General features: G+C 39.6%; 18 protein-coding genes. 3 read left to right on the plus strand and 15 right to left on the minus strand.

The features are described from left to right. Positions 1-17: 17 nt before the first annotated feature. From ACTJKN_RS20250 to ACTJKN_RS20290, 9 genes are all read right to left on the minus strand, one after another. A complete protein-coding gene (locus ACTJKN_RS20250; protein WP_209434947.1) occupies positions 18-680 on the minus strand; it encodes a bifunctional 4-hydroxy-2-oxoglutarate aldolase/2-dehydro-3-deoxy-phosphogluconate aldolase in 663 nt (220 codons plus the stop codon). After that, entirely contained in the window at positions 673-1,728 is a 1,056-nt protein-coding gene (locus ACTJKN_RS20255) for a PfkB family carbohydrate kinase (protein ID WP_440827558.1), read from the minus strand. Before ACTJKN_RS20255 ends, ACTJKN_RS20250 begins: the two co-directional genes overlap by 8 nt. A 114-nt stretch (positions 1,729-1,842) precedes the next feature. Continuing rightward, on the minus strand, positions 1,843-3,243 hold the full coding sequence (uxaC, locus tag ACTJKN_RS20260; RefSeq protein WP_440827559.1) for a glucuronate isomerase: 1,401 nt from the start codon (positions 3,241-3,243) through the stop codon (positions 1,843-1,845). 189 nt (positions 3,244-3,432) lie between these two features. Beyond that, positions 3,433-5,079 carry a UxaA family hydrolase gene (locus ACTJKN_RS20265; protein ID WP_440827560.1) on the minus strand — a complete coding sequence of 549 codons (1,647 nt, stop codon included), beginning with the start codon at positions 5,077-5,079 and terminating at the stop codon, positions 3,433-3,435. 1 nt (position 5,080) lies between these two features. Continuing rightward, positions 5,081-6,592 (minus strand): tagaturonate reductase, encoded by a 1,512-nt coding sequence (locus tag ACTJKN_RS20270; protein ID WP_440827561.1) that lies wholly within the window; start codon positions 6,590-6,592, stop codon positions 5,081-5,083. A 52-nt stretch (positions 6,593-6,644) separates the two neighbouring features. Next, positions 6,645-7,679: a pectate lyase gene (gene pelA, locus ACTJKN_RS20275; RefSeq protein WP_440827562.1), complete on the minus strand. Its 1,035-nt coding sequence runs from the start codon at positions 7,677-7,679 to the stop codon at positions 6,645-6,647. 232 nt (positions 7,680-7,911) lie between these two features. Then, positions 7,912-9,843 carry a glycoside hydrolase family 88 protein gene (locus ACTJKN_RS20280; protein ID WP_440827563.1) on the minus strand — a complete coding sequence of 644 codons (1,932 nt, stop codon included), beginning with the start codon at positions 9,841-9,843 and terminating at the stop codon, positions 7,912-7,914. A gap of 5 nt (positions 9,844-9,848) precedes the next feature. Beyond that, positions 9,849-11,522 carry a glycoside hydrolase family 28 protein gene (locus ACTJKN_RS20285; protein WP_440827564.1) on the minus strand — a complete coding sequence of 558 codons (1,674 nt, stop codon included), beginning with the start codon at positions 11,520-11,522 and terminating at the stop codon, positions 9,849-9,851. Positions 11,523-11,681: 159 nt separating this feature from the next. Then, entirely contained in the window at positions 11,682-12,638 is a 957-nt protein-coding gene (locus tag ACTJKN_RS20290; RefSeq protein ID WP_440827565.1) for a pectinesterase family protein, read from the minus strand. A 291-nt stretch (positions 12,639-12,929) separates the two neighbouring features. Between ACTJKN_RS20290 and ACTJKN_RS20295 the strand changes: the two genes are divergently transcribed. Then, a complete protein-coding gene (locus tag ACTJKN_RS20295; protein WP_440827566.1) occupies positions 12,930-14,573 on the plus strand; it encodes a glycoside hydrolase family 43 protein in 1,644 nt (547 codons plus the stop codon). Between the two features lie 4 nt (positions 14,574-14,577). Then, positions 14,578-15,369 carry a rhamnogalacturonan acetylesterase gene (locus ACTJKN_RS20300; RefSeq protein ID WP_440827567.1) on the plus strand — a complete coding sequence of 264 codons (792 nt, stop codon included), beginning with the start codon at positions 14,578-14,580 and terminating at the stop codon, positions 15,367-15,369. 29 nt (positions 15,370-15,398) lie between these two features. Here the strand turns inward: ACTJKN_RS20300 and ACTJKN_RS20305 are convergent, their stop codons facing one another. Together ACTJKN_RS20305 and ACTJKN_RS20310 are read right to left on the minus strand one after the other, a co-directional pair. After that, positions 15,399-15,650 (minus strand): DUF6814 family protein, encoded by a 252-nt coding sequence (locus ACTJKN_RS20305; RefSeq protein ID WP_440827568.1) that lies wholly within the window; start codon positions 15,648-15,650, stop codon positions 15,399-15,401. A gap of 11 nt (positions 15,651-15,661) precedes the next feature. Beyond that, positions 15,662-17,185 (minus strand): MFS transporter, encoded by a 1,524-nt coding sequence (locus tag ACTJKN_RS20310; protein ID WP_440827569.1) that lies wholly within the window; start codon positions 17,183-17,185, stop codon positions 15,662-15,664. A 151-nt stretch (positions 17,186-17,336) separates the two neighbouring features. Here ACTJKN_RS20310 and ACTJKN_RS20315 point away from each other — a divergent pair, with 151 nt between their 5' ends. Beyond that, positions 17,337-18,227 (plus strand): bestrophin family protein, encoded by an 891-nt coding sequence (locus ACTJKN_RS20315; protein ID WP_440827570.1) that lies wholly within the window; start codon positions 17,337-17,339, stop codon positions 18,225-18,227. Here ACTJKN_RS20315 and ACTJKN_RS20320 read toward each other — a convergent pair. The 4 genes from ACTJKN_RS20320 to ACTJKN_RS20335 all read right to left on the minus strand — a co-directional run bounded on the left by ACTJKN_RS20320 (position 18,224) and on the right by ACTJKN_RS20335 (position 21,755). Further along, complete coding sequence (locus tag ACTJKN_RS20320) at positions 18,224-18,853, minus strand: Pr6Pr family membrane protein (protein ID WP_440827571.1); 630 nt, start codon at positions 18,851-18,853, stop codon at positions 18,224-18,226. The two genes, ACTJKN_RS20315 and ACTJKN_RS20320, sit on opposite strands and share 4 nt — an antisense overlap. A gap of 65 nt (positions 18,854-18,918) precedes the next feature. Beyond that, a complete protein-coding gene (locus tag ACTJKN_RS20325; RefSeq protein ID WP_440827572.1) occupies positions 18,919-19,695 on the minus strand; it encodes a TerC family protein in 777 nt (258 codons plus the stop codon). Positions 19,696-19,851: 156 nt separating this feature from the next. After that, positions 19,852-20,397: a TlpA family protein disulfide reductase gene (locus ACTJKN_RS20330; protein WP_440827573.1), complete on the minus strand. Its 546-nt coding sequence runs from the start codon at positions 20,395-20,397 to the stop codon at positions 19,852-19,854. Positions 20,398-20,465: 68 nt separating this feature from the next. Next, positions 20,466-21,755, minus strand: coding sequence for a hypothetical protein (locus ACTJKN_RS20335; protein WP_440827574.1), 1,290 nt, complete (start codon positions 21,753-21,755; stop codon positions 20,466-20,468). Positions 21,756-21,845 lie beyond the last annotated feature (90 nt).

Raw genomic sequence — 21,845 nt, forward strand, 5'->3', positions numbered from 1 at the left:
TAGGGTGTGTTAAATTTTTATTTGCTCTTCTGAATTAAGTCAAGCGCTAATTTTGTATTGTCGAATAATTCCTCGTAAAGACCTTTGCTCATCACATCTTTACTGATTAATTTACTGCCCATACCCACAGCACAAACGCCTGATTTAAACCAGGTTTTTAGGTTGTCGGCATTAATTTCTACACCACCAGTCGGCATAAACAGCTGCCCGGCGAAAAGATCTTTAATTGATGAAATAAATTCAGGACCTAAAATATTGGCAGGGAAAATTTTGATCAGCATGGCTTTGTGCTCTTGCGCAACGCTGATTTCGGTAGGCGTCATACAGCCAGGGATCCAAAGCATACCAATTTTGTTTGCAATTTCGGCAACTGCCGGATTTACGATTGGTGCCACAATAAAATCTGTTCCAGCTTCGATAAATGCATTTGCATCAGCAGGCGTTTTAATGGTTCCAATACCCAAATAAAGATCGGGCATTTCGGCATCACGGATTTCTTTTAACTTTTTAAAGTTTGGCAGGGCGGATTTACCCCGGTTGGTATATTCAAAAACACGAACACCGGCTTTATACAAAGTGCGTAATATTTCTACACTACCCGATTCGCTATCCTGGTAAAAAAGGGGTAACATGCCCTGCTCTAAAATGGCATCTAAAATTTTGTGCTTATTGCTAATCATTGCGTATTATTCTTTTTTCTATATCGGCTACAGTACTGGTTGTAGCATCGCTTGGAATGTATAATTTATCGTATGCCGCTGCAGTGGCAAAATTTAAGGTTTCTTTGGCTGATAATTGGTTGTAAAAGCCATAAATCAGGCCAGCCATAAAACAATCGCCACTACCCACCTTATCTAAAATTTCTTCAGAAACATATTCTTCAGAAACTGTTAATTGATTGGCAGTATAAATGGCAGTATAATACCTGATACCTTTGCCATGATCGAACCTGAATGTATTGGCAACCGCCTTACATGCCGGAAACAAACTTAATATTTCTTTAGAAGTATCGGTTGCCTGTTGCAGTAACGTTTCCTTTGCATAACCCTCAGTTGGTGTTAAATCTTCGTGAAGTGCAGTGCCCAACATTTTATTGGCGGCCCACACATTACCCATAATCAGGGTGCAATATTGAGCCAGTTCGGGTAACACATCAATCGGATCTTTACCATATTTCCAAAGCTTGGCGCGATAGTTTAAATCGAGCGAAATGGTAATATTTTTCGCACTTGCCGCTTTTAAAGCTTCTAAGCAAACATCAGCAATAGATTGATTGATTGCCGGGCAAATGGCGCTGAAATGAAACCAGCTCACACCTTCAAAAACTTCATCCCAGTTAATCTGGCCAACTTTTAAATCTGCATAGGCTGAATTTGCCCTGTCGTAAATTACGCCTGCATTTTTAAGGTCTTTCCCTTTCGGAAGATAGTATAAACCCAAGCGCTCGCCATGATAAACCATTGGCGTAGTATCAATGTTCCGCGCATCCAGATAATCTACAATCTCACGGGTTACCGAATTATCAGGCACAGCCGATAAGTAAGTTGAAGGAACATTCCAAAGTGCCAGCGCTGTTGCTACATTGAGCTCTGCACCGCCTACATAAAATGGTAATTTATTTTCCTTTAACCACTGGCCGTCCATATCGGGACAGATGCGCAAAAGTATTTCACCAAAGCTTAAAACTTTTTCTCCTTTTTTTGATGAAGCGAATATTTGGGTGCTCATTTTTGTATCTTATTGGCATATTTCATGCTGTTTTCTGCAACGGTATGAAAATGGAAGGAAAACGATTGAAATGATTTGATTCCAACGAAATACCTCTTTAAAGCCCTATTTTGGTTAAAATTTAAAGTAATTTTTTGCGTTAAAGTACGAAATATCCTGCACAATTTTACCAACCCACTCCAAGTCGTTAGGTAATTCGCCATTCTCAATGTCTTCCCCAAAGAGGTTACAAACGATCCTTCTAAAATATTCGTGACGGGGAAAAGAAAGGAAGCTTCGCGAATCGGTAAGCATACCCACCAAACGGCTTAGCAGCCCCATGTTTGATAATGCATTTAATTGTTTGATCATGCCATCTTTTTGATCTAAAAACCACCATGCCGAACCGAATTGCACTTTACCCGCAACCGAACCATCGTTAAAGTTTCCGATCATGGTTGCAATTAATTCATTATCAGCTGGATTGAGGTTATAAATAATGGTCTTTGCAAGTTTATCCTGATTATCTAAACGGTTTAAGAATTTAGAAAGCATCCGGGCCTGACTAAAATCGCCGATAGAATCCCAGCCGGTATCTGGGCCTAATTGTCTTAACATCCGGGCATTGTTGTTACGCAATGCACCCAGGTGATATTGCTGCACCCAGCCTTTTTCGTGATCCCATTCTGCAAAATAAATCAGCATGGCCGATTTAAATTTCAGGTTCTCCTCGTAAGAAATATGTTGTTTACTGCGAATTTTATCGAAAATTGATGCGATTTCTGCTTCTGTATAATCTTCAGCGTAAATCTGCTCTAAACCATGATCAGAAACTGAACAGCCATTTGCCGCAAAGTAATCGTGACGGCTTTTTAAAGCATCGATATAATCCTGAAAGCTACTGATTGTTTTATCTACAACACTTTCCAGTTTGTCAATATATTCATTTAAACCTTCAATATCGTCACTGTTCATCGCTTTATCCGGGCGGAAGGCCGGCAACATTTTTAGGTTAGCGCCTTCTCTTGCCAATTGCTGGTGATAGTTTAAACTATCCAAAGGGTCATCAGTAGTACAAACAGCTTCTACATTCATTTTGGCCAGCAAACCACGTACAGAATATTCAGGTGTTTGCAATTTTGCAGAACATTCGTCGAAAATTTTCTGTGCCGTTTTACCAGAAAGTAAATCAGTTATACCAAAATAGCGTTGAAGTTCCAGATGTGTCCAGTGGTATAAAGGATTGCGTAAAGTGTAAGGAACGGTTTCTGCCCATTTCTCAAATTTTTCATAATCTGACCCTATACCTGTAATGTATTTTTCATCAACACCGTTGGCACGCATGGCTCTCCATTTGTAATGATCGCCGGCAAGCCAAACCTGGCTGATGTTGGCAAACTGCGTGTTATTTGCAATCTGCTCTGGAATAAGGTGATTATGGTAGTCGATAATCGGCAATGATTTTGCAAAATTGTGATAAAGCTTTTCAGCAGTTTTGCTTTGCAAAAGAAAATTTTCGTCTAAAAAAGGTTTCATTCTATGTGATTTGAGATAAGAGTTTTGAGATGATCAAACCGCTTATCTATTCATTTTTTATTTATCCCGGTCTGTGTCCTCACAGATCGGAACTCAATTTATGTTTTATTCGCTTGGTGGTCTGTGAGGACACAGACCACGGAATACGGTTCCAAGACTCACGACTTGGGACTCACTACTCCAGACTCACTAAAGACTAACTCCCCGTTTCCATGGAATAAAATCATCCTGGTTAAGCAACACCGCTTTGGGTATCACTTCGCCACTGGCTGCTTTAATGCAATATTCCAAAATATCCTCCCCCATTTGTTCGATGGTTTTTTCCCCTTCGATTACCGGCCCACAGTTGATATCAATAATATCGCCCATGCGTTTGGTTAATGCATTATTGGTTGAAACTTTGATAGTGGGGCAAACAGGGTTTCCTGTTGGTGTGCCCAAACCTGTAGTAAACAAGATTAATGTTGCTCCAGACGCTGCTTTTCCTGTAGTAGCTTCCACATCATTTCCCGGGGTACAAACTAAGTTTAATCCTGGTTTTGTAGCAGGCTCAGTATAATCCAAAACATCCTCTACTGGCGATGTTCCGCCTTTTTTCGCTGCGCCGGTACTCTTAATCGCATCGGTAATCAAACCATCTTTTATATTTCCGGGTGATGGGTTCATGAAAAATCCAGAACCTACATTTTCTGCAGATTGATTGTAAGCAGTCATCAACTGGATGAACTTACGTGCTGCGGTTTCGTCTTTTGTACGGTCGATTAACTGTTGTTCAGCGCCGCAAAGTTCAGGGAACTCGGCAAGAAGTACAGTACCACCCAAAGCCACCAATAAATCAGATGTATAACCTACTGCAGGATTAGCACTGATTCCACTAAAGCCATCGCTACCGCCACATTTAACACCTAAAACCAGTTTACTTAATGGCGCTGGCTGACGTTCAATTTTATTGATCTCGGTTAAACCGATAAAGGTTTTCCTGATGGCTTCTTTAACCAGTTGTTCTTCACTCTGCGATTGTTGCTGCTCAAAAATAAATAAAGGTTTATCGAAATTTGGACTGCGGTGTTTTAAATCATCCATAAAATCTTTAACCTGTAGGTTCTGGCAACCAAGGCTCAATACCGTAACACCGGCAACATTAGGATGATCGGCATAAGCGGCCAATAATTTACTTAATACAGCAGCATCCTGACGGGTACCACCGCAACCACCCTGGTGATTCAAAAATTTAATGCCATCAACATTTTTAAAAACGCGGTTGGCTGATGGATTTGCAATTCCAATTGAACCTGGATAAGCTTCTTCCAGGATTTCGCCGTTTTTATAAGCCTCAACCAGCTCATGGGCGTAAGATTTGTATTTATCGGTTACTGCATAGCCCAATTCATTGTGCAAAGCCTCACGGATCACATCCAGATTACGGTTTTCGCAGAAAACAGTCGGAATAAACAACCAGTAATTTGCAGTTCCTACGCGGCCATCACTACGGATATAACCGTTAAATGTTCTGCCTTCAAATCTAGAAACATCTGGTGCATGCCATTCGTAATGGTACGGACGGAATTCGTATGGATCTGAGGCATGTTTAGTGTTTTCAGTATCCATTAAACCACCTTTTAGGATGAAATGCTGTGCCTTTCCTACCAGTACGCCATACATAATAATGTGATCGCCTGCATTCATATCCTGCATAAAAAACTTATGCTTTGCCTGGATATCATCCTGTAAAATATATTCCTGCCCATCGTAAATAACGGTTTCGCCTTTTGCCAGGTTTTGCAGGGCAACAAGTACATTATCGTTAGGATGGATTTTTAAAATTCTAGTAACCATTTTAAATTGTTCTTTCTGAATGCAAGTTACTTAAAGTTTCTTTTGCACCCTTGTTCTGTAATAAATCAACGTAAGATTTTACGGCCGCGTTAAAGCCGGGATAGTTATTCAGGTTTTTATCCCAAAGACGTCTGTCGCCAAGGGTATTATCTATAACCGTTTCAGGGTTTTTCCAGTATTCGTATAAAATTTCTGCAAATTCATCCTGTATCGGAAAGGTTTTCCCGTTTGCACTTGCCGTGTAAGTATCACCATCTTTATTCACATTCATGAAAAGGATATATGCTGCCACTCCTAAAGCGGTAAGTTGAGGTACTTCATTTTTTAAAGCATAATACCTTCTGATTAACGGCATGTTACGCATCTGCATCTTTGAGGTGAAGTTTAGCGTAATGGCTTGCCACTGGTGCTCTAAGGATGGGTTGCTAAAACGGTCAATTACGCTTTCTGCAAAGGCAATTGCTTCATCATAGGTAATATCTTCGTTTACCACAACAGGGGCAATTTCATCTTTCATCAGTTTTAACACATTGGCGGAGAAATCTTCATTCGCCATAGCCTCTTTTACGGTATTAAAGCCTGCTAAAATGGCCAATCCGCAGCTAATGGTGTGCGTACCGTTAAGTAAACGGAGTTTTAGCTCTTTAAATTTATCGATCGATGGAACAATAAAAACCCCTTTATCTGCCTTTTCAAAAGATAAAATCTCCTTCACTTTTTCGCTTGACGATTCGATAGCCCAAAGTCTGAAGGGTTCGGCCATAATCATGAGTTCATCTTCATAACCCAGCTCACTTTCAATCGCTTTTTGTTCGGCCTCAGGAAGTTTTCCCGGAACAATCCTATCAACCAAAGTTTTGCAGAAATGATTAGCCGTTTTTAACCAGTTTTCGAAATCCCAGCCCAATTTGTTCTGGATCGCCAGATCCAATAAAATTTCTTTCAATTTATCGGCATTGTCACTGATTAATTCCGTTGGAACAATCACCATTCCGCTTTCAGCCGAACCATTAAAAGCAGTGTATCTTTCGTGCAAAAACGCCAGTAGTTTCCCTGGATAAGATTGCGGTGGATTATCAGTTATTTTATCTTCGCTTTTAACAATCCCAACTTCAGTTGTATTCGAAATTACAATTTGCATTTCTGGCTGGTGGGCAGCTTTCAAAATTTCGGCCCAATCTTGCGAAGCCGATAAAACACGGCTGATTGATGAGTTGATTGAATTTTCTTCAACATTAACACCATCTTCGATCCCCTTTACACAAAGCGTGTATAAATTATCCTGTTTCGAAAATGCATCGGCACCACCTTTTGAAGTAGATTTAACTACTAAAACACGACCATTAAAAATACCATTCTGGTTGGCCTTATCAATAAAATAATCTGGTAAACCACGCAATAAAACGCCTGTTCCAAACTGAATTACTTTTTCTGGTAAAGCCAAAATTTCGGCACTTGGTTTAGTAACCTTGTCGCCGTTAATGTTTGCTAAATTTTCTTTGTTTAAAATCATATCCTTGCGATCTCCATCATTGCTTTATTCCTAGCAATGACAATTTTTATAATTATTTATTTCCGTTTGTGTTTAACCACTTCGGGTATTCCTTTTCAATTAATTTCTGTCCCCAGTTACCATACCAGGCATAACCGTTTCGCCGTTCAGGACTTAACTCTTCCAATTTTGTTTTAATGGTATTGTCGCGATCACCGAAAATCGGAATGTTTTTCTCGATATCGTAAAAACGCGCCCAGGTATTGGCTGTATTATCTGCAACCAAAGCCGCAGTTTTAATATTGGTTTTAGGATCACTCGGCCTATCGAAACGATAGCCGGCAATTTTATAGGTATCGAACCATTTAACCGCTGCGGCAACTGCACTTTTTACTTCTGGCGATGGGTTTTTAAGCCTCATCAGGAAACGGACAATACCTGCCGATTCGCTTGTACTTAACGATGCCGGCTCAAATGCTCTTGCTTTTGCCGGCAACATCGAGTCTTTATCGTATTGCGCAGCCCAGATGGTTAGCGTTCCGTTTTGCTTTATTTGCGTTTTAATAATGCAATCAACTCCTTTAAGAATAGCTTTCTCTGCTTTTTTGATGTAAGCTGGATTCACGACCTCAAAATCATTTTTCTGTGTAGCAATATCTTGTAGGATATTTAACACATTGATCATTGCATCATCATTATAGGTAATTTCTGAACGGTATAAAGTTTTATCCGGATAATACTGCGGCCAGCCGCCATTTGCGTATTGAGCAGCTAAAATATAATCCAATCCTTTTTCAGCTGCAGCTAAATAAGTCTTATTCTGTGTTTTTTTATAAGCTTTAACCAGATATACCACTTCTCTGCTAGTGGCTTTGTTATCAAATGTGGCATGAAGATCTGTAGTTGCTTTTATCTTAGCCAACAACTGAGGTGTTAAAGTTGCACCATAGTTAACCACGCTTTTATCTTCCAACTGCTTAGGCCAACCGCCATTGCCGAGTTGATATACAAGCATTTTTTCTGCAGTAGAATCGGTAGGCTGCTGCGCATAACACGATAGCATTAAGCTTGTACAGATCAGGGTTAACAATATTTTTATTTTCATCATTTTGTTTGTTAGTTTTTGCAAGTGCAAACACTGATTATCTTATTTTTTGCCACGGAAGCACGGACTAACACGGAGTATTTTTCTCTCTTTATCCATGGTCTGTGTCCCACAGACCATTAGCTATTTCTGTGTCTCTGTGTTTTGTGGCCAATATTATTTATCTGTGCTAATCCTCTTATCTGTGGTTAAATCCTTTTCCGTGCCTCTGTGGCTAACATTAATTTATGTATGCCTACTTTTTACCCGGCACCTGTTTAATCAACCAGCTTACTAGGTCGTTCGTTGCCTTAAAGTTTTCGAAATCTGCAGGCAATTTTCTGCCATCGATATATTCGTTGTAAAACCACGGATCACCTACCGCGAAAACAGTTCCTTTACCATATTTTGCTGTTGCAATAAGCACATCACCATTATCCTTTAAGGCCGAAACCGCAGGGCTTTTTGCCACAATAGTGGAAATCTCTTTGATGTAAACCTTTTTAGCCGTTTTGAATATTGAATTTCCGGTAGGGATTTTTACTGCGCCCTGTTCAAAGTTCGAACCTTGAACCTTGTTGCGGCTATCCTCGTTAAAGTGAATGCCGAAGGTTTCTGGCAATACGTTAAATTTTGAAATTTCGCAATTGCCAACATCATTTAATAGCAATACCAATACGCCACCCGCTTTAACCCATTCGCTAACCTGTTTGGCGTGTGCAGCATTCATGAAATTTGGGTTTGCAGTTTCTTTTTCCGTATCAGGATCTACAATAATGTAAATGTTACTTCCTTTTAAGTTTGCTGTTGTTGGTGCAGTTTTAAGGGTAGCGGTTTTAACTCCTGCATCGTTAAATACTTTACCGAATAACGAAAAACCGTTATTATCATCTTCCTCCCATACGTAATGAAAGGGAATTTTGTCTCCGGTTGGGCCGGTTATATACTCGTTATTGAAGAAATTATCAACCGTAACGGTTAAACCTTTACCTGTTTTAGGGAGCGCGGCAATTTCCATTTCTGAGGCGGCGCAGATAAACGCCCCTACACCTTTCGGATCGTTGGTGATTACTTTTTCGCTGATATAATAGTCGAAACTTCCATCGCGGTATTTAGGTTTTCCGCCCAATCCCGATACTGAAACGGTTTTGGTCAGGTTGATTCTTTCTGCTCCTGCTTGCTCAACAAATTCTTTCATTAAGCCTGCGTAGCCTTTATTTGCAGCAGCCATAAATGATGGTGCCAACCAACCTTTACGTACACCTTTGGCCAAGCCATATACAAACATGCTCGACGCAGAACTTTCGAGGTAATTTCCTTTTCTGGTTGGCATATCTAAAATATCGAACCAAACACCCGATTTTGGATCCTGGTATTTTACGGTAGCAGTTGCTGTACGGTTTAAAATGACGATTAATTCTTTCCGTTGTGGATGATTGGCCGGAAAATTATCCAGCACATCTACCAATGCCATAATGTACCAACCCATTGCCCTTCCCCAGAAATTTGCTGAGCGACCTGTTTTTTTTTCGGCCCATTGCTCTGCTCTGCTCTCATCATATCCGTGATAAAGTAATCCTGTTTTAGCATCTCGGGCATTTTTCTCCATCAGGATAAACTGCTTGGCAATGTCGTCGAAAGCTGCATCTTTTTTCATCAGCTTGGCATACTCCGCGTAAAACGGTTCGCCCATGTATAAACCATCCAGCCACATTTGGTTCGGATAAATTTTCTTATGCCAAAAGCCACCTTCCTGGGTACGCGGCTGTTTTTGTAGCTGATCATATAATTTGGTTGCCGCTAACAGGTATTTCTGTTGTCCGGTAACTTTGTATAACAATAATAACGAACGTCCATTTTTAATGTTATCGATATTAAAGTCATCAGGTTTATACGTATTGATATTTCCTTCTTTATCCAAATAGGCATCCATTGAGCTTTGGATGTACTTAAAATATTTCCCATCGCCGGTATTCCGCCAAACCGCTGCAGCACCTTCCAGTACCACACCCATGTCATAAGTCCATTTAGGGCCTTTGGCACCTTTTAACAATGTAGTATCCTGAAACAGTTTTTCCATTGCAGTTAAGGTTAACTGTTCTGACAATTTCTTTTGGGCAAATCCACTTTGTGTTAAAATAGAGAAACCGATGAGCGCAGCTGCTGTATATAGAATTGATCTCTTCATGTTTGTTATTTTGAAATTTCCAGTGCTTTTTTATCTACCTCTATACCTAAAAGTGAAGCCATTTTTGCTTTAGAAACATCTGTTCCGCTAATTTTTACACCTTTTGTTTTTTCTCCCGATACATCAAACAAAACCTTGCTGTTATCAGGGTATTTTAGGTTGCTGATATTGATATTCGAACCATTCTGGATCATTACAACCGGACTGGTATCTTCAGTAATTACATTTATGTTTTTAAGGAAAATTCCAGCGGCTTCAATAATTTCAATGCCTTTCTTCGCTTTTATGGTTACGTTCTCCAGGTGGATATCTTTGATGTTCATCTCTGGCAATCCCCTGAAAAATATGGCTTTCTCAGCACCATTGGCTACCACATTTTTAATGTAAAAGTTTCTGAACTGAGGGGTAGCTTCGGTTACCGGAACCGTTACCGTTTTAATGGTTTCGCGTTTTTCGCCTGCCAAAGGAACCGGATCAACCGCAGCATAATACATATCAAACAGAATCGCTTCGCCCGGAATATCGATCATGTTGATGTTGTTGATGTAAATATTTTCTACCACACCGCCGCGGCCGCGGGTCGTTTTAAAACGCAGGCCAATGTCGGTGCCGATAAAAGAACAGTCGTATACCCAGATATTTTTTGCACCACCACTCATCTCGCTTCCGATTACGAAACCACCATGGGCGTGGTAAACCACGTTATTCCGAATAATTACATTTTCTGTAGGTACGCCACGTTTGCGGCCTGCTTCATCTCTTCCCGATTTAATACAGATCCCATCGTCACCCACATCGAAAGTGCTGCCTTCAATCAATACATTTTTGCACGATTCTACATCAACACCATCACCATTCTGCGCAAACCAGGGGTTTTTTACCTGTAAGTTTCTTAAGGTTAAATCTTCACAAAGTAAAGGGTGTAAATTCCATGCTGGTGAATTTTGAAAGGTAACACCCTCTAAAAGAATCTTTTTGCAACCTGTTAACACCAACAGATTCGGGCGAAGGAAATCTTTAATATCTTCATAATCGGCTGCTGTTTTACCAGCCTCAATTACGCCTGCATTTTTAGTATTCGAACCTTTAACGGTTTTCTCAGATGGGTACCACATTTTTCCGTCAGCCCTCACTACGCCGCCAGATGCCACCAAGGTTTTCCACTGTGTTTCGGTAAGTTTATCTTTTTTAACCATGCGCCAGGCACCACCGTTCCCGTCGATAATCCCGCTTCCGGTAATGGCTATATTTTCGAGGTTAACACCCGAAATCGGACTCTGGTTTCTCCACGCTGGTTGACCTTCCCAATTTCCCTGTACCAATTTGTATTGGTTAAAGTCGTCGGTAAACTGAAGAATTGCATCGCGTTTAAGGTGTAGGTTTACATTACTTTTTAACTCAATAGGACCGGTTAACCACAAGCCTGATGGAATTAAAACCACACCACCACCTTTTTGGCTTACACTGGCTATGGTTTTATTGATGCTTTGCGTATTTAAGGTAATCCCATCGCCCTTTGCGCCAAAACTGATAATGCTAGTGGTATCTTTTTTAAATTTAACCTGCTGGATAATGGGAAGGCTTTGCTGTTGTTGCGCTATGGCAGCACTTGCAGAAGATAAAATTAAGCATGCCAGCGCTACTTTAATACGGCATAAACGACCAGAAATATGTTTCATTATTTGTGCTGTTAAATTATACTTGGTTATTGTAATAACAAGTGTACGTTGTTTGCACTTAAAATAGAAGAGAAATCTATGCAATCGTTACCGGAAAACGACACAAAAAATCGCAATCAAACAGTCGATTAACACCTGTATATCAATTACTTAACCAACTTATTTCGCCTCTGGATTCCACCCACGGAAAACGTTTTCCAAAATGTAACTTTTATACCCTTCGTCTGTTAATTGATGCGACCAGTTTACCCGGTTTTTTGGATCGGCTCCTTTTCCAATACTTTTATATTCAGCGTAATAGGCCGTTTTTTCGTTGCTTTCCTTGCCCCAGTTGTTCCAACCCTCTGGGCGGATAAAATCAGAAAGTTCGCAGTTGAGGTAGGCAACCTTTGCGTAAGGCCTCCATGGGCGACCCAAATAAAAGCTATTGGCCGGTGCATCTCCCTTGATTTTGCATTTATTAAATACATAACCAAATTTTGTAGTATCAGCAGTTGATGCCGCGGTGATATAACCCGCCTTTTTGCAGAAAATGGTGCAGCTTTCGAACCAGGCGGTAGAAGCGCCGAAAATAAAATCGACCGTTCCTTCGATGTAGCAGTTTTTATAATATTGACGGTTATTGCCTCCGTAGGTATAAAGTGTATCCTGAAAACCTAAAAACCTGCAGTTGGTAAAAATTAATTTATCACCCCCGGCCCAAACCGCAACTGCTTGCCCCACCGGACCTGATGAATTTTCGAAGGTGATGTTTTCTGCAGAAAAGCCTTCGCCATAAATATAAAAGCTGGAAGAACCCGAAGTGCCCTTTTCTTCGCCAAAAACATTCTTCTTCTGCGCATAATCATCATAAGTTAATATGGTTTCGTTTAGGCTCTCTCCAATAAATTTCACATTCTTTTTAGAGGCCGCCAAGATTAGCTTTTCTTTGTAAATGCCTTTTTTGATAAAAATTATGGTTGTTTTGTTCCTGAAATCAGGCACAGCATGTATCGCTTCCTGTACCGTTTTAAAGTTTCCGCTTCCATCGGCCGCTACCACAAAATCGGGCTTAACATCTAGGGCATAAACTGCTGATGAAACGGTTATCAGAAAAAATAAGATGATTGCTTTCATATCAATTTGGTTAGGCTTAAATTAAAATCGGCCACGTAAAAGTATAACCTTTGTAACGCAGCCGTGTTTTTAAAATATATGATGAACAATTTTAAACATTAATATCCATCAGAAAGAAGTTTTTTCAAGATTAAACACTGCAAACGATGTCGGGAACGATTGCACAATAACAACTTGCCTAAAAATAAAAAAAGACTTAACCTTGTTATTACCCAAAACGTCATGCTGAACTTGTTTCAGCATCTTGTTTGTGAGCTATTACTGACCAAATATTAAAAACATCATTGTATAATGAAACATCTATTTTGTTTAATCCTTGTTTTAAGCTTTAGCATAAATACCTTTGCCCAACCGGCTCCAAAAAAAAGTGGGTACATTTCTAAAGTTTGGGTTTCTGATCAAGGTAACGGAACCTATAAAAATCCGGTTATCAACTCAGATTATTCTGATCCCGATGCCATCCGTGTAGGAGATGATTTTTATATGATCGCCTCTAGTTTTGATGCCATTCCGGGCTTGCCGATCCTGCATTCGAGAGATTTGGTGAACTGGAAAATAATCGGCCATGCCTTAAAACGCCAGCCTCCATTTGAGCATTTCGAAAAAACCCAGCATGGCAATGGTGTTTGGGCACCTTCTATCCGCTACCGCAATGGCGAATTTTATATCTATTATCCAGACCCTGACTTTGGGATTTATTTAACAAAAGCTAAAACCATAACCGGAGCATGGTCTGCACCAAAATTGGTCGCTGCAGGTAAAGGATTGATTGATCCTTGTCCGTTTTGGGATGAAGACGGCAAGGCCTACCTCGCTTACGCATACGCAGGGAGCCGTGCAGGCATAGAAAGTGTGTTGGCCATTATGCCATTAAGCAGCGACGGATCAGAAGCTACAGAGTCCGGCAGAATTGTATACGATGGCCACGAACTCGACCCAACCATTGAGGGTCCAAAAGTTTATAAACGCAACGGCTATTATTATTTGTTCGCACCAGCAGGAGGAGTTTCTACAGGCTGGCAATTAATTTTGAGAAGTAAAAATATCTACGGCCCATATGAGCGGAAAGTAGCGATGGATCAAGGGAAATCTTCGGTAAATGGCCCTCATCAGGGTGCCTGGGTAAATACGCAAACAGGCGAAGATTGGTTTCTTCATTTTCAGGATAAAGATGCTTATGGTCGCGTGGTGCACCTGCAGCCTATGAAATGGATCAATAACTGGCCAGTTATCGGGCTTGATGCAGATGGCGACGGCAAAGGCGAACCGGTTATCACCTATAAAAAACCAAACGTGGGCAGAACATATCCGGTAGAAACGCCTGAAGAAAGCGATGAATTTACCACGCCAAAACTAGGCTTACAATGGCAATGGCAGGCCAATCCACAACCAACCTGGTTATTTACTGATGCAGACAGGGGTTTATTAAAGTTATACACTTCGAAAATTCCTGATGATGCCAAAAACCTTTGGGATGTCCCGAACCTGTTGATGCAGAAATTCCCTGCCGATGAATTTATGGCAACAACAAAACTCTTATTTAAACCTAACCCAAAATTGGAGAACGAAAAAACGGGTTTGGTAGTAATGGGGAGAAGTTATGCGCAGATTAGCATTAAAAGCAAAAAAGACGGATTGTACCTGATGTACGGTGTTTGCCAAAGTGCCGACAAGGGAAAAACCGAAAATGAAAAGGAAATTACCAAACTAAAATCGGGCTCGGTATATTTCAGGGTTAAAGTTACTACTGGTGCAAAATGCCAGTTTAGTTACAGCGAAGATGGAACCCGTTTTACGGATGTAGGAGATGAGTTCCAGGCCACCGCAGGCCAGTGGATCGGCGCAAAAATGGGACTATTTGCCGCCAGAGATACCCAAACCAATGATTCAGGAATTGCCGAATATGATTGGTTCCGTGTACAAGCATTAAAATAACAAGATGAAAAAACATAAATACCCTATCGCAGCCCTTGGCACCGTTTTACTGATGTCTTTCATTGTAAAACCCAAACCTGTTAAGGTTTATTTAATAGGCGATTCTACCGTGGCAGATTATACCTTAGACGAAGGTTATCTGCAGAAAAAGTATCCCATTACAGGCTGGGGACAGGTTTTTCAGCAATTCTTAAAAAAAGACAGTTTAAAAAAATTAAACAGGCTGATTAAAAGCGACAGCGCTTTGGTTATTGATAAAGCAAAAGGGGGAAGAAGTACCAGAACTTTTTTTGAAGAGGGAAGGTGGAAAGAAGTTTTATCAACCCTGGAAAAGAACGACCTGGTATTGATCCAGTTTGGGCACAATGATGCCGCAAAAGATAAACCTGAACGTTATGTTGATATTCCGGGCTATAAAGATTTTTTAAGGATGTATGTGAAAGAAACAAGGGCAAAAGGTGCTGTACCAGTCCTGATTACACCAGTTACCCGCAATTACCCCTGGAAAGATGGTAAATTGGGCAGTGCACATGGCGAATATCCACAAGCGGTGAAAGATGTTGCCAAAGAATTAAATACACCCATTATAGATCTAACCTCACTTTCGGCGAGCTTTTTCACGACAAAGGGCAATGAATTTGTAAGCAAACATTACTTTATGAATTTAGACTCAGCCAAATATGAGGCTTATCCAAAAGGTCAAAAAGATAATACCCACTTCCAACCAGAAGGAGCCAAAGCAGTTGCGCAGTTGGTTTACAATGAACTAAAAAACATCAACCGCAAGGCTAATTAAGGAAAAGATATTATCTAACAGCATACAAATTACAATTGCTCCGAACTTTCCGGCAAGCGGTCATACTCACCTTTCCATGCATAAAAACCAAATATCATCAATCCCAAACTGATCGGGAGGAAAATAAACAGGATAATTGCCCATTGCAAAATGGTATTGGTACGTTCGATATCCGAATGGGTCAAGCCCACTTTATCTATCGCCTGGATAAACAAAAATGTCATTGTTAATGGTCCTAAAACCATCCAAACCAAGCCTAAAAATTTCTTTAACGTATTCATCTTCTTCGTATCTAGTCGTTAATATTTTCGTCTCTTTTATTCGATAAATAAATTGTGCCAATGACTAAGCTCAATGCCGCTATACCTATCGGATACCAAAGACCTGATAGTGGCGTAGAACCAGAAAAGCTTGCGATTAATGTTGCAATAAATGGTACAAGCCCTCCAAAAACGCCGTTGCCGATATGGTAAGGTAAAGACATAGAGGTGTACCTGATTTTAGTAGGGAATAGCTCGACAAGGAAAGCCGCAATTGGCCCGTAAACCATCGTTACCAGCAAAATCTGGAAGAAGATTAAACCGACAAATTTCCAGAATATCGGCGTAGGCAAAACTTTATCTTTTATTACTTCTTTACCTAAGAGGATCCCTTTGGTTGCAGAAACCGTATCGGTTTGCACCTTATTAAAGGATGCACCGTTTTTAAGCATTATTTTAGTAGAAACCGTTCGCAAGCTATCAGTCGAATTCGCAATTAAAACAGAAGTTACCGGAGCTGGGCTAGCAGATAAAATATCAGTTTGTTCAATTTTTGTATAATCGGTATCATCTAAAAACATTTGATAGATTGGGCGGTAGAAAAGAATACCCAAAAGCATACCGCTTAGCATAATCCATTTCCGGCCAACCTTATCACTCCAGGCACCAAAAACCACAAAAAATGGCGTGGCAAAAGCGATTCCCCAAAGTAAAATATACCTCGAGTCGTTAAAATCTAATTTACAGGTGTTCTCTAAAAATGATTGTGCATAAAACTGCCCTGTATACCAGATTACCCCTTGCCCCATGGTAGCACCAAATAAAGCCAGCAGTACCATTTTAAAATTCGCTTTGTTGTTAAAACTTTCTTTTAAAGGATTTTTTGAGATATTTCCTTCAGCTTTCAACTTAGAAAACATTGGCGATTCGTGCATTTTCATGCGGATGTAAATCGACACCACAACGAGCACGATTGACAGCAGGAAAGGAATTCTCCAGCCCCAATCGCCAAAAGTCTCGGCGCCTAAAATATTTTTCGTGATTACGATAATCCCTAATGAAAGGAACAGTCCTAAGGTTGCCGTAGTTTGAATCCAGCTGGTAAAAAAGCCCCGTTTATCTTTGGGTGCGTGCTCTGCTACGTAAGTTGCAGCTCCACCATACTCTCCGCCAAGGGCTAATCCTTGAATCAGCCTTAGTATTAAAACCAAAATTGGTGCGGCATAACCAATGCTTTTGTAGGATGGGATTAAGCCGATAAAAAATGTCGATCCACCCATCAGCACCAATGTGAGCAAAAAAGTATATTTTCTGCCGATTAAATCGCCAAGTCTGCCAAAAACCAATGCGCCAAAGGGACGAACGATAAAGCCTGCCGCGAAAATTGCCAAAGTGTTGATCAGGGCGGATGCCCCTGCATCTTCTGGAAATAATTGGTGACCAATGATAACTGCAAGGCTACCAAAAATATAAAAATCATACCATTCAATCAGCGTGCCTAACGATGATGCACCGATTACTTTAAAAATATTGTTCTTGGGTAAAGTGTCGCTCATAAGAAATAAGAATATTTGGTTTCCCAAGATAAACATTTGAATGACAATCGGCAACCTGTACTGTCTGTCATTTAATTTGTTACATTATCAAACATTTTGGCTTTAGTTTTGTATTTTCAACCGTAACGAATTTATTTCCCATTCTGATTATATGCTTTTAATACAAAACATCAGGTTAAGTAGAATTTTAAGAAATACGTGGCACGTTGATCTGATCATGATTGCCTCTTGCACCGCGGCTTACTTTGTACGCGAGTATTTAATTGCGCATCATTTCTCCATTCCATCCATTATTCCAACGGTTTTAGGTACAGCTATCGCCTTTTTTATTGGTTTTAACAATAACCAGGCTTACGATAGGTGGTGGGAAGCCCGAAAAATATGGGGCGCTTTGGTGAACGATTCCCGTTCTTTTGCAAGGGCTTTGATTAATTATGTTGATGAGGATGAGGAAAGCGTAAAACGTATGATTTGCAGGCATATTGCATTTTTATATGCTTTAAAGGCAAGTTTAAGGGGAACGGTAGACGAAATTTACACCAAATATTTACCTGAGGCAGATTTAAAGGAAATAAATAAACATAACAATACACATAATGCGATTTTAAATATACAATCGAGAGATTTACAGAAATTATCAAAAGCCAATGCCATTGATGGTTTTCGCTTTATCGAAATTAACGAGATGTTAACACGGTTTTCTGATTCAATGGGCATGAGTGAACGCATTAAAAACACCATATTCCCTACTACCTATACCTATTTGACTAAAGTGTTTATCTGGTTATTTGTGGTAACATTTACTTTGGTAATCAGTCAGGATGCAGGGCCTGCAGCCATATTTTTAGGTTGGTTAATTGGTTTCGTATTTGTATCTACACAGATTAATGGAATGAGCCTGGTTAATCCTTTCGAGAACAATTCAGCAGGTGTTCCGCTTAACCAGATTACGAGAACGATAGAGATCAATCTTTTGCAGATGCTCGATGAAGACGAGATCCCGGAGCCTGTTAAGCCGATTAATGACGAATATGTGCTTTAAGCTTTAACTGTTTTCTTCCCTATAAATATGAATAAAAGAGATAAAAGCCAGAAGACAAACAGGATCACAATCGCATTCAGAATAGCTTTTGGATAACCCAGCTGTACTACATCGATAAATGGATATGGGTATTTATTAATCAGATAACCCCTAACCACAATAAATACCACATAAAGCAATGGATAAGTTAACCAGGTGATGGCCTGTCTGTATTGTAATGTTGATTTTTTAACGAAGAAAATCCAGAAAAATAAAAAGATCAAAGGGCTTACCACATGCAAAAGCTCATCGGCCAACCTGGCCCAGCCTACAGGCGATGCCAAACCACGCAATGTGATATTGTAAATTAGACCTACCACTACAATGTAGATCGTTATCGCAGTTAAAGTAGATGCCTGAGTAAATAAATGCCCTGATTCAGTTCGTTTAACAAAAGATAAGCAGGTAAAGCAAAGGGCTACCATAATATTCGTTAATACCGTAAAGTATGATAAAAATACCTTAAGCGTTGCAGCATAATCATTATTCAAAAGCTGTAAGCTTACTCGGAATTGCAGTGCCAGGGAAAACCACACCACAATAGCGGCACAAATAACAAAGGGCCTGAAATTTTCTTTTAAATCCATAAGCTAACACTAAAGTGTGATAGAAAAATATGGAATTAATGTGGATGAATAAAATTTAATGATCTTTAGTTCTTAGGTGTGTTTTTAAGCTTGACAGGTTTTTTGTCATTATTTTTCATCTTAAGGTTTAACATTTCTACCAATACCGAAAATGCCATGGCAAAATAAATATAACCTTTAGGGATATGTTGATCTAAGCCTTCGGCTAAAAGTGAAACTCCAATCAGCAATAGAAACGATAAAGCCAACATTTTCACCGTTGGGTGCTTATTTACAAAATTACTAATAGAACTGGCAGAGAACATCATAATAATAACGGCAATTACCACAGCTGCAATCATAATCTCAATATGATCTGCCATACCTACAGCTGTAATTACTGAATCTAATGAGAATACAATATCCAAAATCAATATCTGCACAATGGTAGCCCAAAACGAATGGACTTTAATTTTCCCCTCTTCGTCTTCCTCGCCCTCCAGTTTATTGTGGATTTCGTGGGTACTTTTATAAATAAGGAACAAGCCCCCGATAATTAAAATCAAATCGCGCCCAGAAATAGCCAGTTTTTCAAGCCAACCTCCATCAACTATTCCAAACCAACTACCTATATTAAATAGAGGGGCAGTTAATGTCATAATCCAACTTAAAGAGAGCAGTAACAATACTCGGGTTATCATGGCTAAAGCCAAACCCAATTGCCGGGCTTTTTTCTGTTTATTTTCTGGTAGCTTACCCGAAAGAATGGAAATAAAAACAATGTTATCAATGCCTAATACAATCTCGAGCACAGTAAGCGTTAAAAGAGAGATCCAAGCTTCCGGAGTACTTAAGAAATCCATATTTTTAATTTATCTGAAAGGATTAAGATATAAAAGTGCATTATGATTTATACAACAGCTACTTCGGGATTTAGTTTGCAGCAGGTGAAAATTGTTATGTTACCCATTACCTGTTGAAATCCGAAGGTAATAACCACTGTGTTCGGTGTTGGATAGTTAATTTCTTGTTAATGCTCCAATTAATTGCGCTTCGAAAAGTACCGACTTAGCCTTAAACTGTGGGTCAAAAAAGGAAATATTTGCTGTGGCGTAAATAATCTTTCCATCTTTTCCCACCAAAACATTCGATGGAAAACCGTGATTAATATTCAGTTTCCGAATCTCATCTTTGCTTAATGATACAATTTCGTATTTGTAACCGTTTCGTTTTTGAAAGCGCCTTGCACTGGCGGGGCTATCATGGGTAATCCCGATAAACCTTACAGCCTTTTTACCATATTTAGCCACTAAATTATTTAATTCAGGCATTTCGGCTATACAAGGCGGGCATTTTTCGAACCAAAAGTTAATCACCACTACCTGGTTTTTTAGATCGGTATTGGAGAGTTGTTTTTTATTGATGGTTAAACCGTTAAATGGAGGTAAATCTTTGCCTATTAAATCTTCAAAAAAAGTTTCCTGCGTTGCCCATTTAACAGGAGCATTTTGAGCTAATGCTGTGAAAGAAAAAACAAAAAACAGGAGAATAAGGTAAATTTTCATCAGCGCTAAATATAAAAAAAGTCCTACCAATATGGCAGGACTTCAAGATTTGTTTGGTTTAGAAAATCTTATTTAAAGGTAACTGAACCGTATTCTGTTTTAATGGAAACGTTTGCAGCACCGCCACTACCAATTTTACCAGCATATTTTTTGGTTTCATCATCTTTACTTACCAGGTTTGATGTTACGTTTGACCCATATTTGAAGCCGGCATACGAAGTAGAAACATTAAAATTAGCATTATAACGATCTGCAAAGCCCAATCCAACGCTTACATATTCGCCACCAAAGGTGAAGTTTTTACAAGCCGGTGTAATTTCGTTTACGCTAAGGCGGTTGTAATCCATGTTGATGTTGGCATCACCATTTAACGCACCCAAAGTAACGTTAGAATATTCTGCATTTACTGCAATTTTACCAGCTGATGCAATATTTAAATCACCATAAGCTTGTTTAACAACCGTATTACCTTTAACCGTATTGATGTTTACTTTGGCATATTCTGCATTTAAAAGTAGATTGCCGCCAATAGTGCCGATGGTTAAACCTTTACCATATTCTACCTTAATATCGGCTGATCTCCTGATGGTATTGATATTTACAGCAACATACTCGGCATCAAGTTGTAAAGTGCCCACAGCACCAATGGTTACCGGGCCATTATATTCATGTTTTACCACTGCAGCATTCAGATCCTGGATATCGCATTTACCATATTGAACATTGATGTAGTTATTTACATTGCTTAAATTGCCAGCAACCAGATTGCCATACTCTACCTTTAAGGAAGTTGGACCAGAAAAATTACCCAATTCTACGTTGCCATATTCTTGTGAAACCGTTAATGGGTTTACTGCTGGCATATACACCACATAATTTACTTTCACTTCTCTCCGCCAGGTGGTCACTCCATTTTTCATCCCACGGCCATAACGTCCGTTTCTATCGCCCATGTTCGTTCTAAAAGTAACTACATCACCGTTTTTATTCGCATCAATACTTATCCCATCAATCAGTTTTTGCGCATCATTATCCGAACTGCTGTAAGCTTTAATATCTACATCAACACGTACTTCTTTCTTATCCCAGGTTTTAATGGTCATCGATCCGTATTGATTGTTTAAATTAATTTTGTCGTTATTATCTACACTAAAACTCTTGCTAAAAGATTTAGAACGTTCGGCATCACTTCCTGTTTGATTGTGTTTTACGTGATTTACGACCATCGCCAGTGTTGAAGATTTCGCTGCACTTTCGACAATTACCTTCTCCGATGGACTATTTACCGCAATTTCTTGCGCATTGGTTTTTACGGCGATTAAAGCCATAAAGGCTAAAAATATTTTTATTGTTTTCATGTTGTTAATTGTTAAACATTTAATAGCTCAAAACCTGCCGGCCGGCAATAAGCAATTTAATGTGGTGAGCGTTCCCTAATTTGTATCAGT

Origin of the sequence: Pedobacter sp. 22163, assembly GCF_052045595.1 — a bacterium.
Taxonomy (GTDB): Bacteria; Bacteroidota; Bacteroidia; order Sphingobacteriales; family Sphingobacteriaceae; genus Pedobacter.

Bases quoted from the DNA above. Each gene is read 5' to 3' on its own strand.
- ACTJKN_RS20250 (WP_209434947.1), bottom strand. From the start codon at position 680: ATGATTAGCAATAAGCACAAAATTTTAGATGCCATTTTAGAGCAGGGC.
- ACTJKN_RS20285 (WP_440827564.1), bottom strand. From the start codon at position 11,522: ATGAAACATATTTCTGGTCGTTTATGCCGTATTAAAGTAGCGCTGGCA.
- ACTJKN_RS20290 (WP_440827565.1), bottom strand. From the start codon at position 12,638: ATGAAAGCAATCATCTTATTTTTTCTGATAACCGTTTCATCAGCAGTT.
- ACTJKN_RS20280 (WP_440827563.1), bottom strand. From the start codon at position 9,843: ATGAAGAGATCAATTCTATATACAGCAGCTGCGCTCATCGGTTTCTCT.
- ACTJKN_RS20330 (WP_440827573.1), bottom strand. From the start codon at position 20,397: ATGAAAATTTACCTTATTCTCCTGTTTTTTGTTTTTTCTTTCACAGCA.
- ACTJKN_RS20265 (WP_440827560.1), bottom strand. From the start codon at position 5,079: ATGGTTACTAGAATTTTAAAAATCCATCCTAACGATAATGTACTTGTT.
- pelA (WP_440827562.1), bottom strand. From the start codon at position 7,679: ATGATGAAAATAAAAATATTGTTAACCCTGATCTGTACAAGCTTAATG.
- ACTJKN_RS20320 (WP_440827571.1), bottom strand. From the start codon at position 18,853: ATGGATTTAAAAGAAAATTTCAGGCCCTTTGTTATTTGTGCCGCTATT.
- ACTJKN_RS20305 (WP_440827568.1), bottom strand. From the start codon at position 15,650: ATGAATACGTTAAAGAAATTTTTAGGCTTGGTTTGGATGGTTTTAGGA.
- ACTJKN_RS20315 (WP_440827570.1), top strand. From the start codon at position 17,337: ATGCTTTTAATACAAAACATCAGGTTAAGTAGAATTTTAAGAAATACG.
- ACTJKN_RS20335 (WP_440827574.1), bottom strand. From the start codon at position 21,755: ATGAAAACAATAAAAATATTTTTAGCCTTTATGGCTTTAATCGCCGTA.
- ACTJKN_RS20310 (WP_440827569.1), bottom strand. From the start codon at position 17,185: ATGAGCGACACTTTACCCAAGAACAATATTTTTAAAGTAATCGGTGCA.
- uxaC (WP_440827559.1), bottom strand. From the start codon at position 3,243: ATGAAACCTTTTTTAGACGAAAATTTTCTTTTGCAAAGCAAAACTGCT.
- ACTJKN_RS20270 (WP_440827561.1), bottom strand. From the start codon at position 6,592: ATGATTTTAAACAAAGAAAATTTAGCAAACATTAACGGCGACAAGGTT.
- ACTJKN_RS20325 (WP_440827572.1), bottom strand. From the start codon at position 19,695: ATGGATTTCTTAAGTACTCCGGAAGCTTGGATCTCTCTTTTAACGCTT.
- ACTJKN_RS20255 (WP_440827558.1), bottom strand. From the start codon at position 1,728: ATGAGCACCCAAATATTCGCTTCATCAAAAAAAGGAGAAAAAGTTTTA.
- ACTJKN_RS20295 (WP_440827566.1), top strand. From the start codon at position 12,930: ATGAAACATCTATTTTGTTTAATCCTTGTTTTAAGCTTTAGCATAAAT.
- ACTJKN_RS20300 (WP_440827567.1), top strand. From the start codon at position 14,578: ATGAAAAAACATAAATACCCTATCGCAGCCCTTGGCACCGTTTTACTG.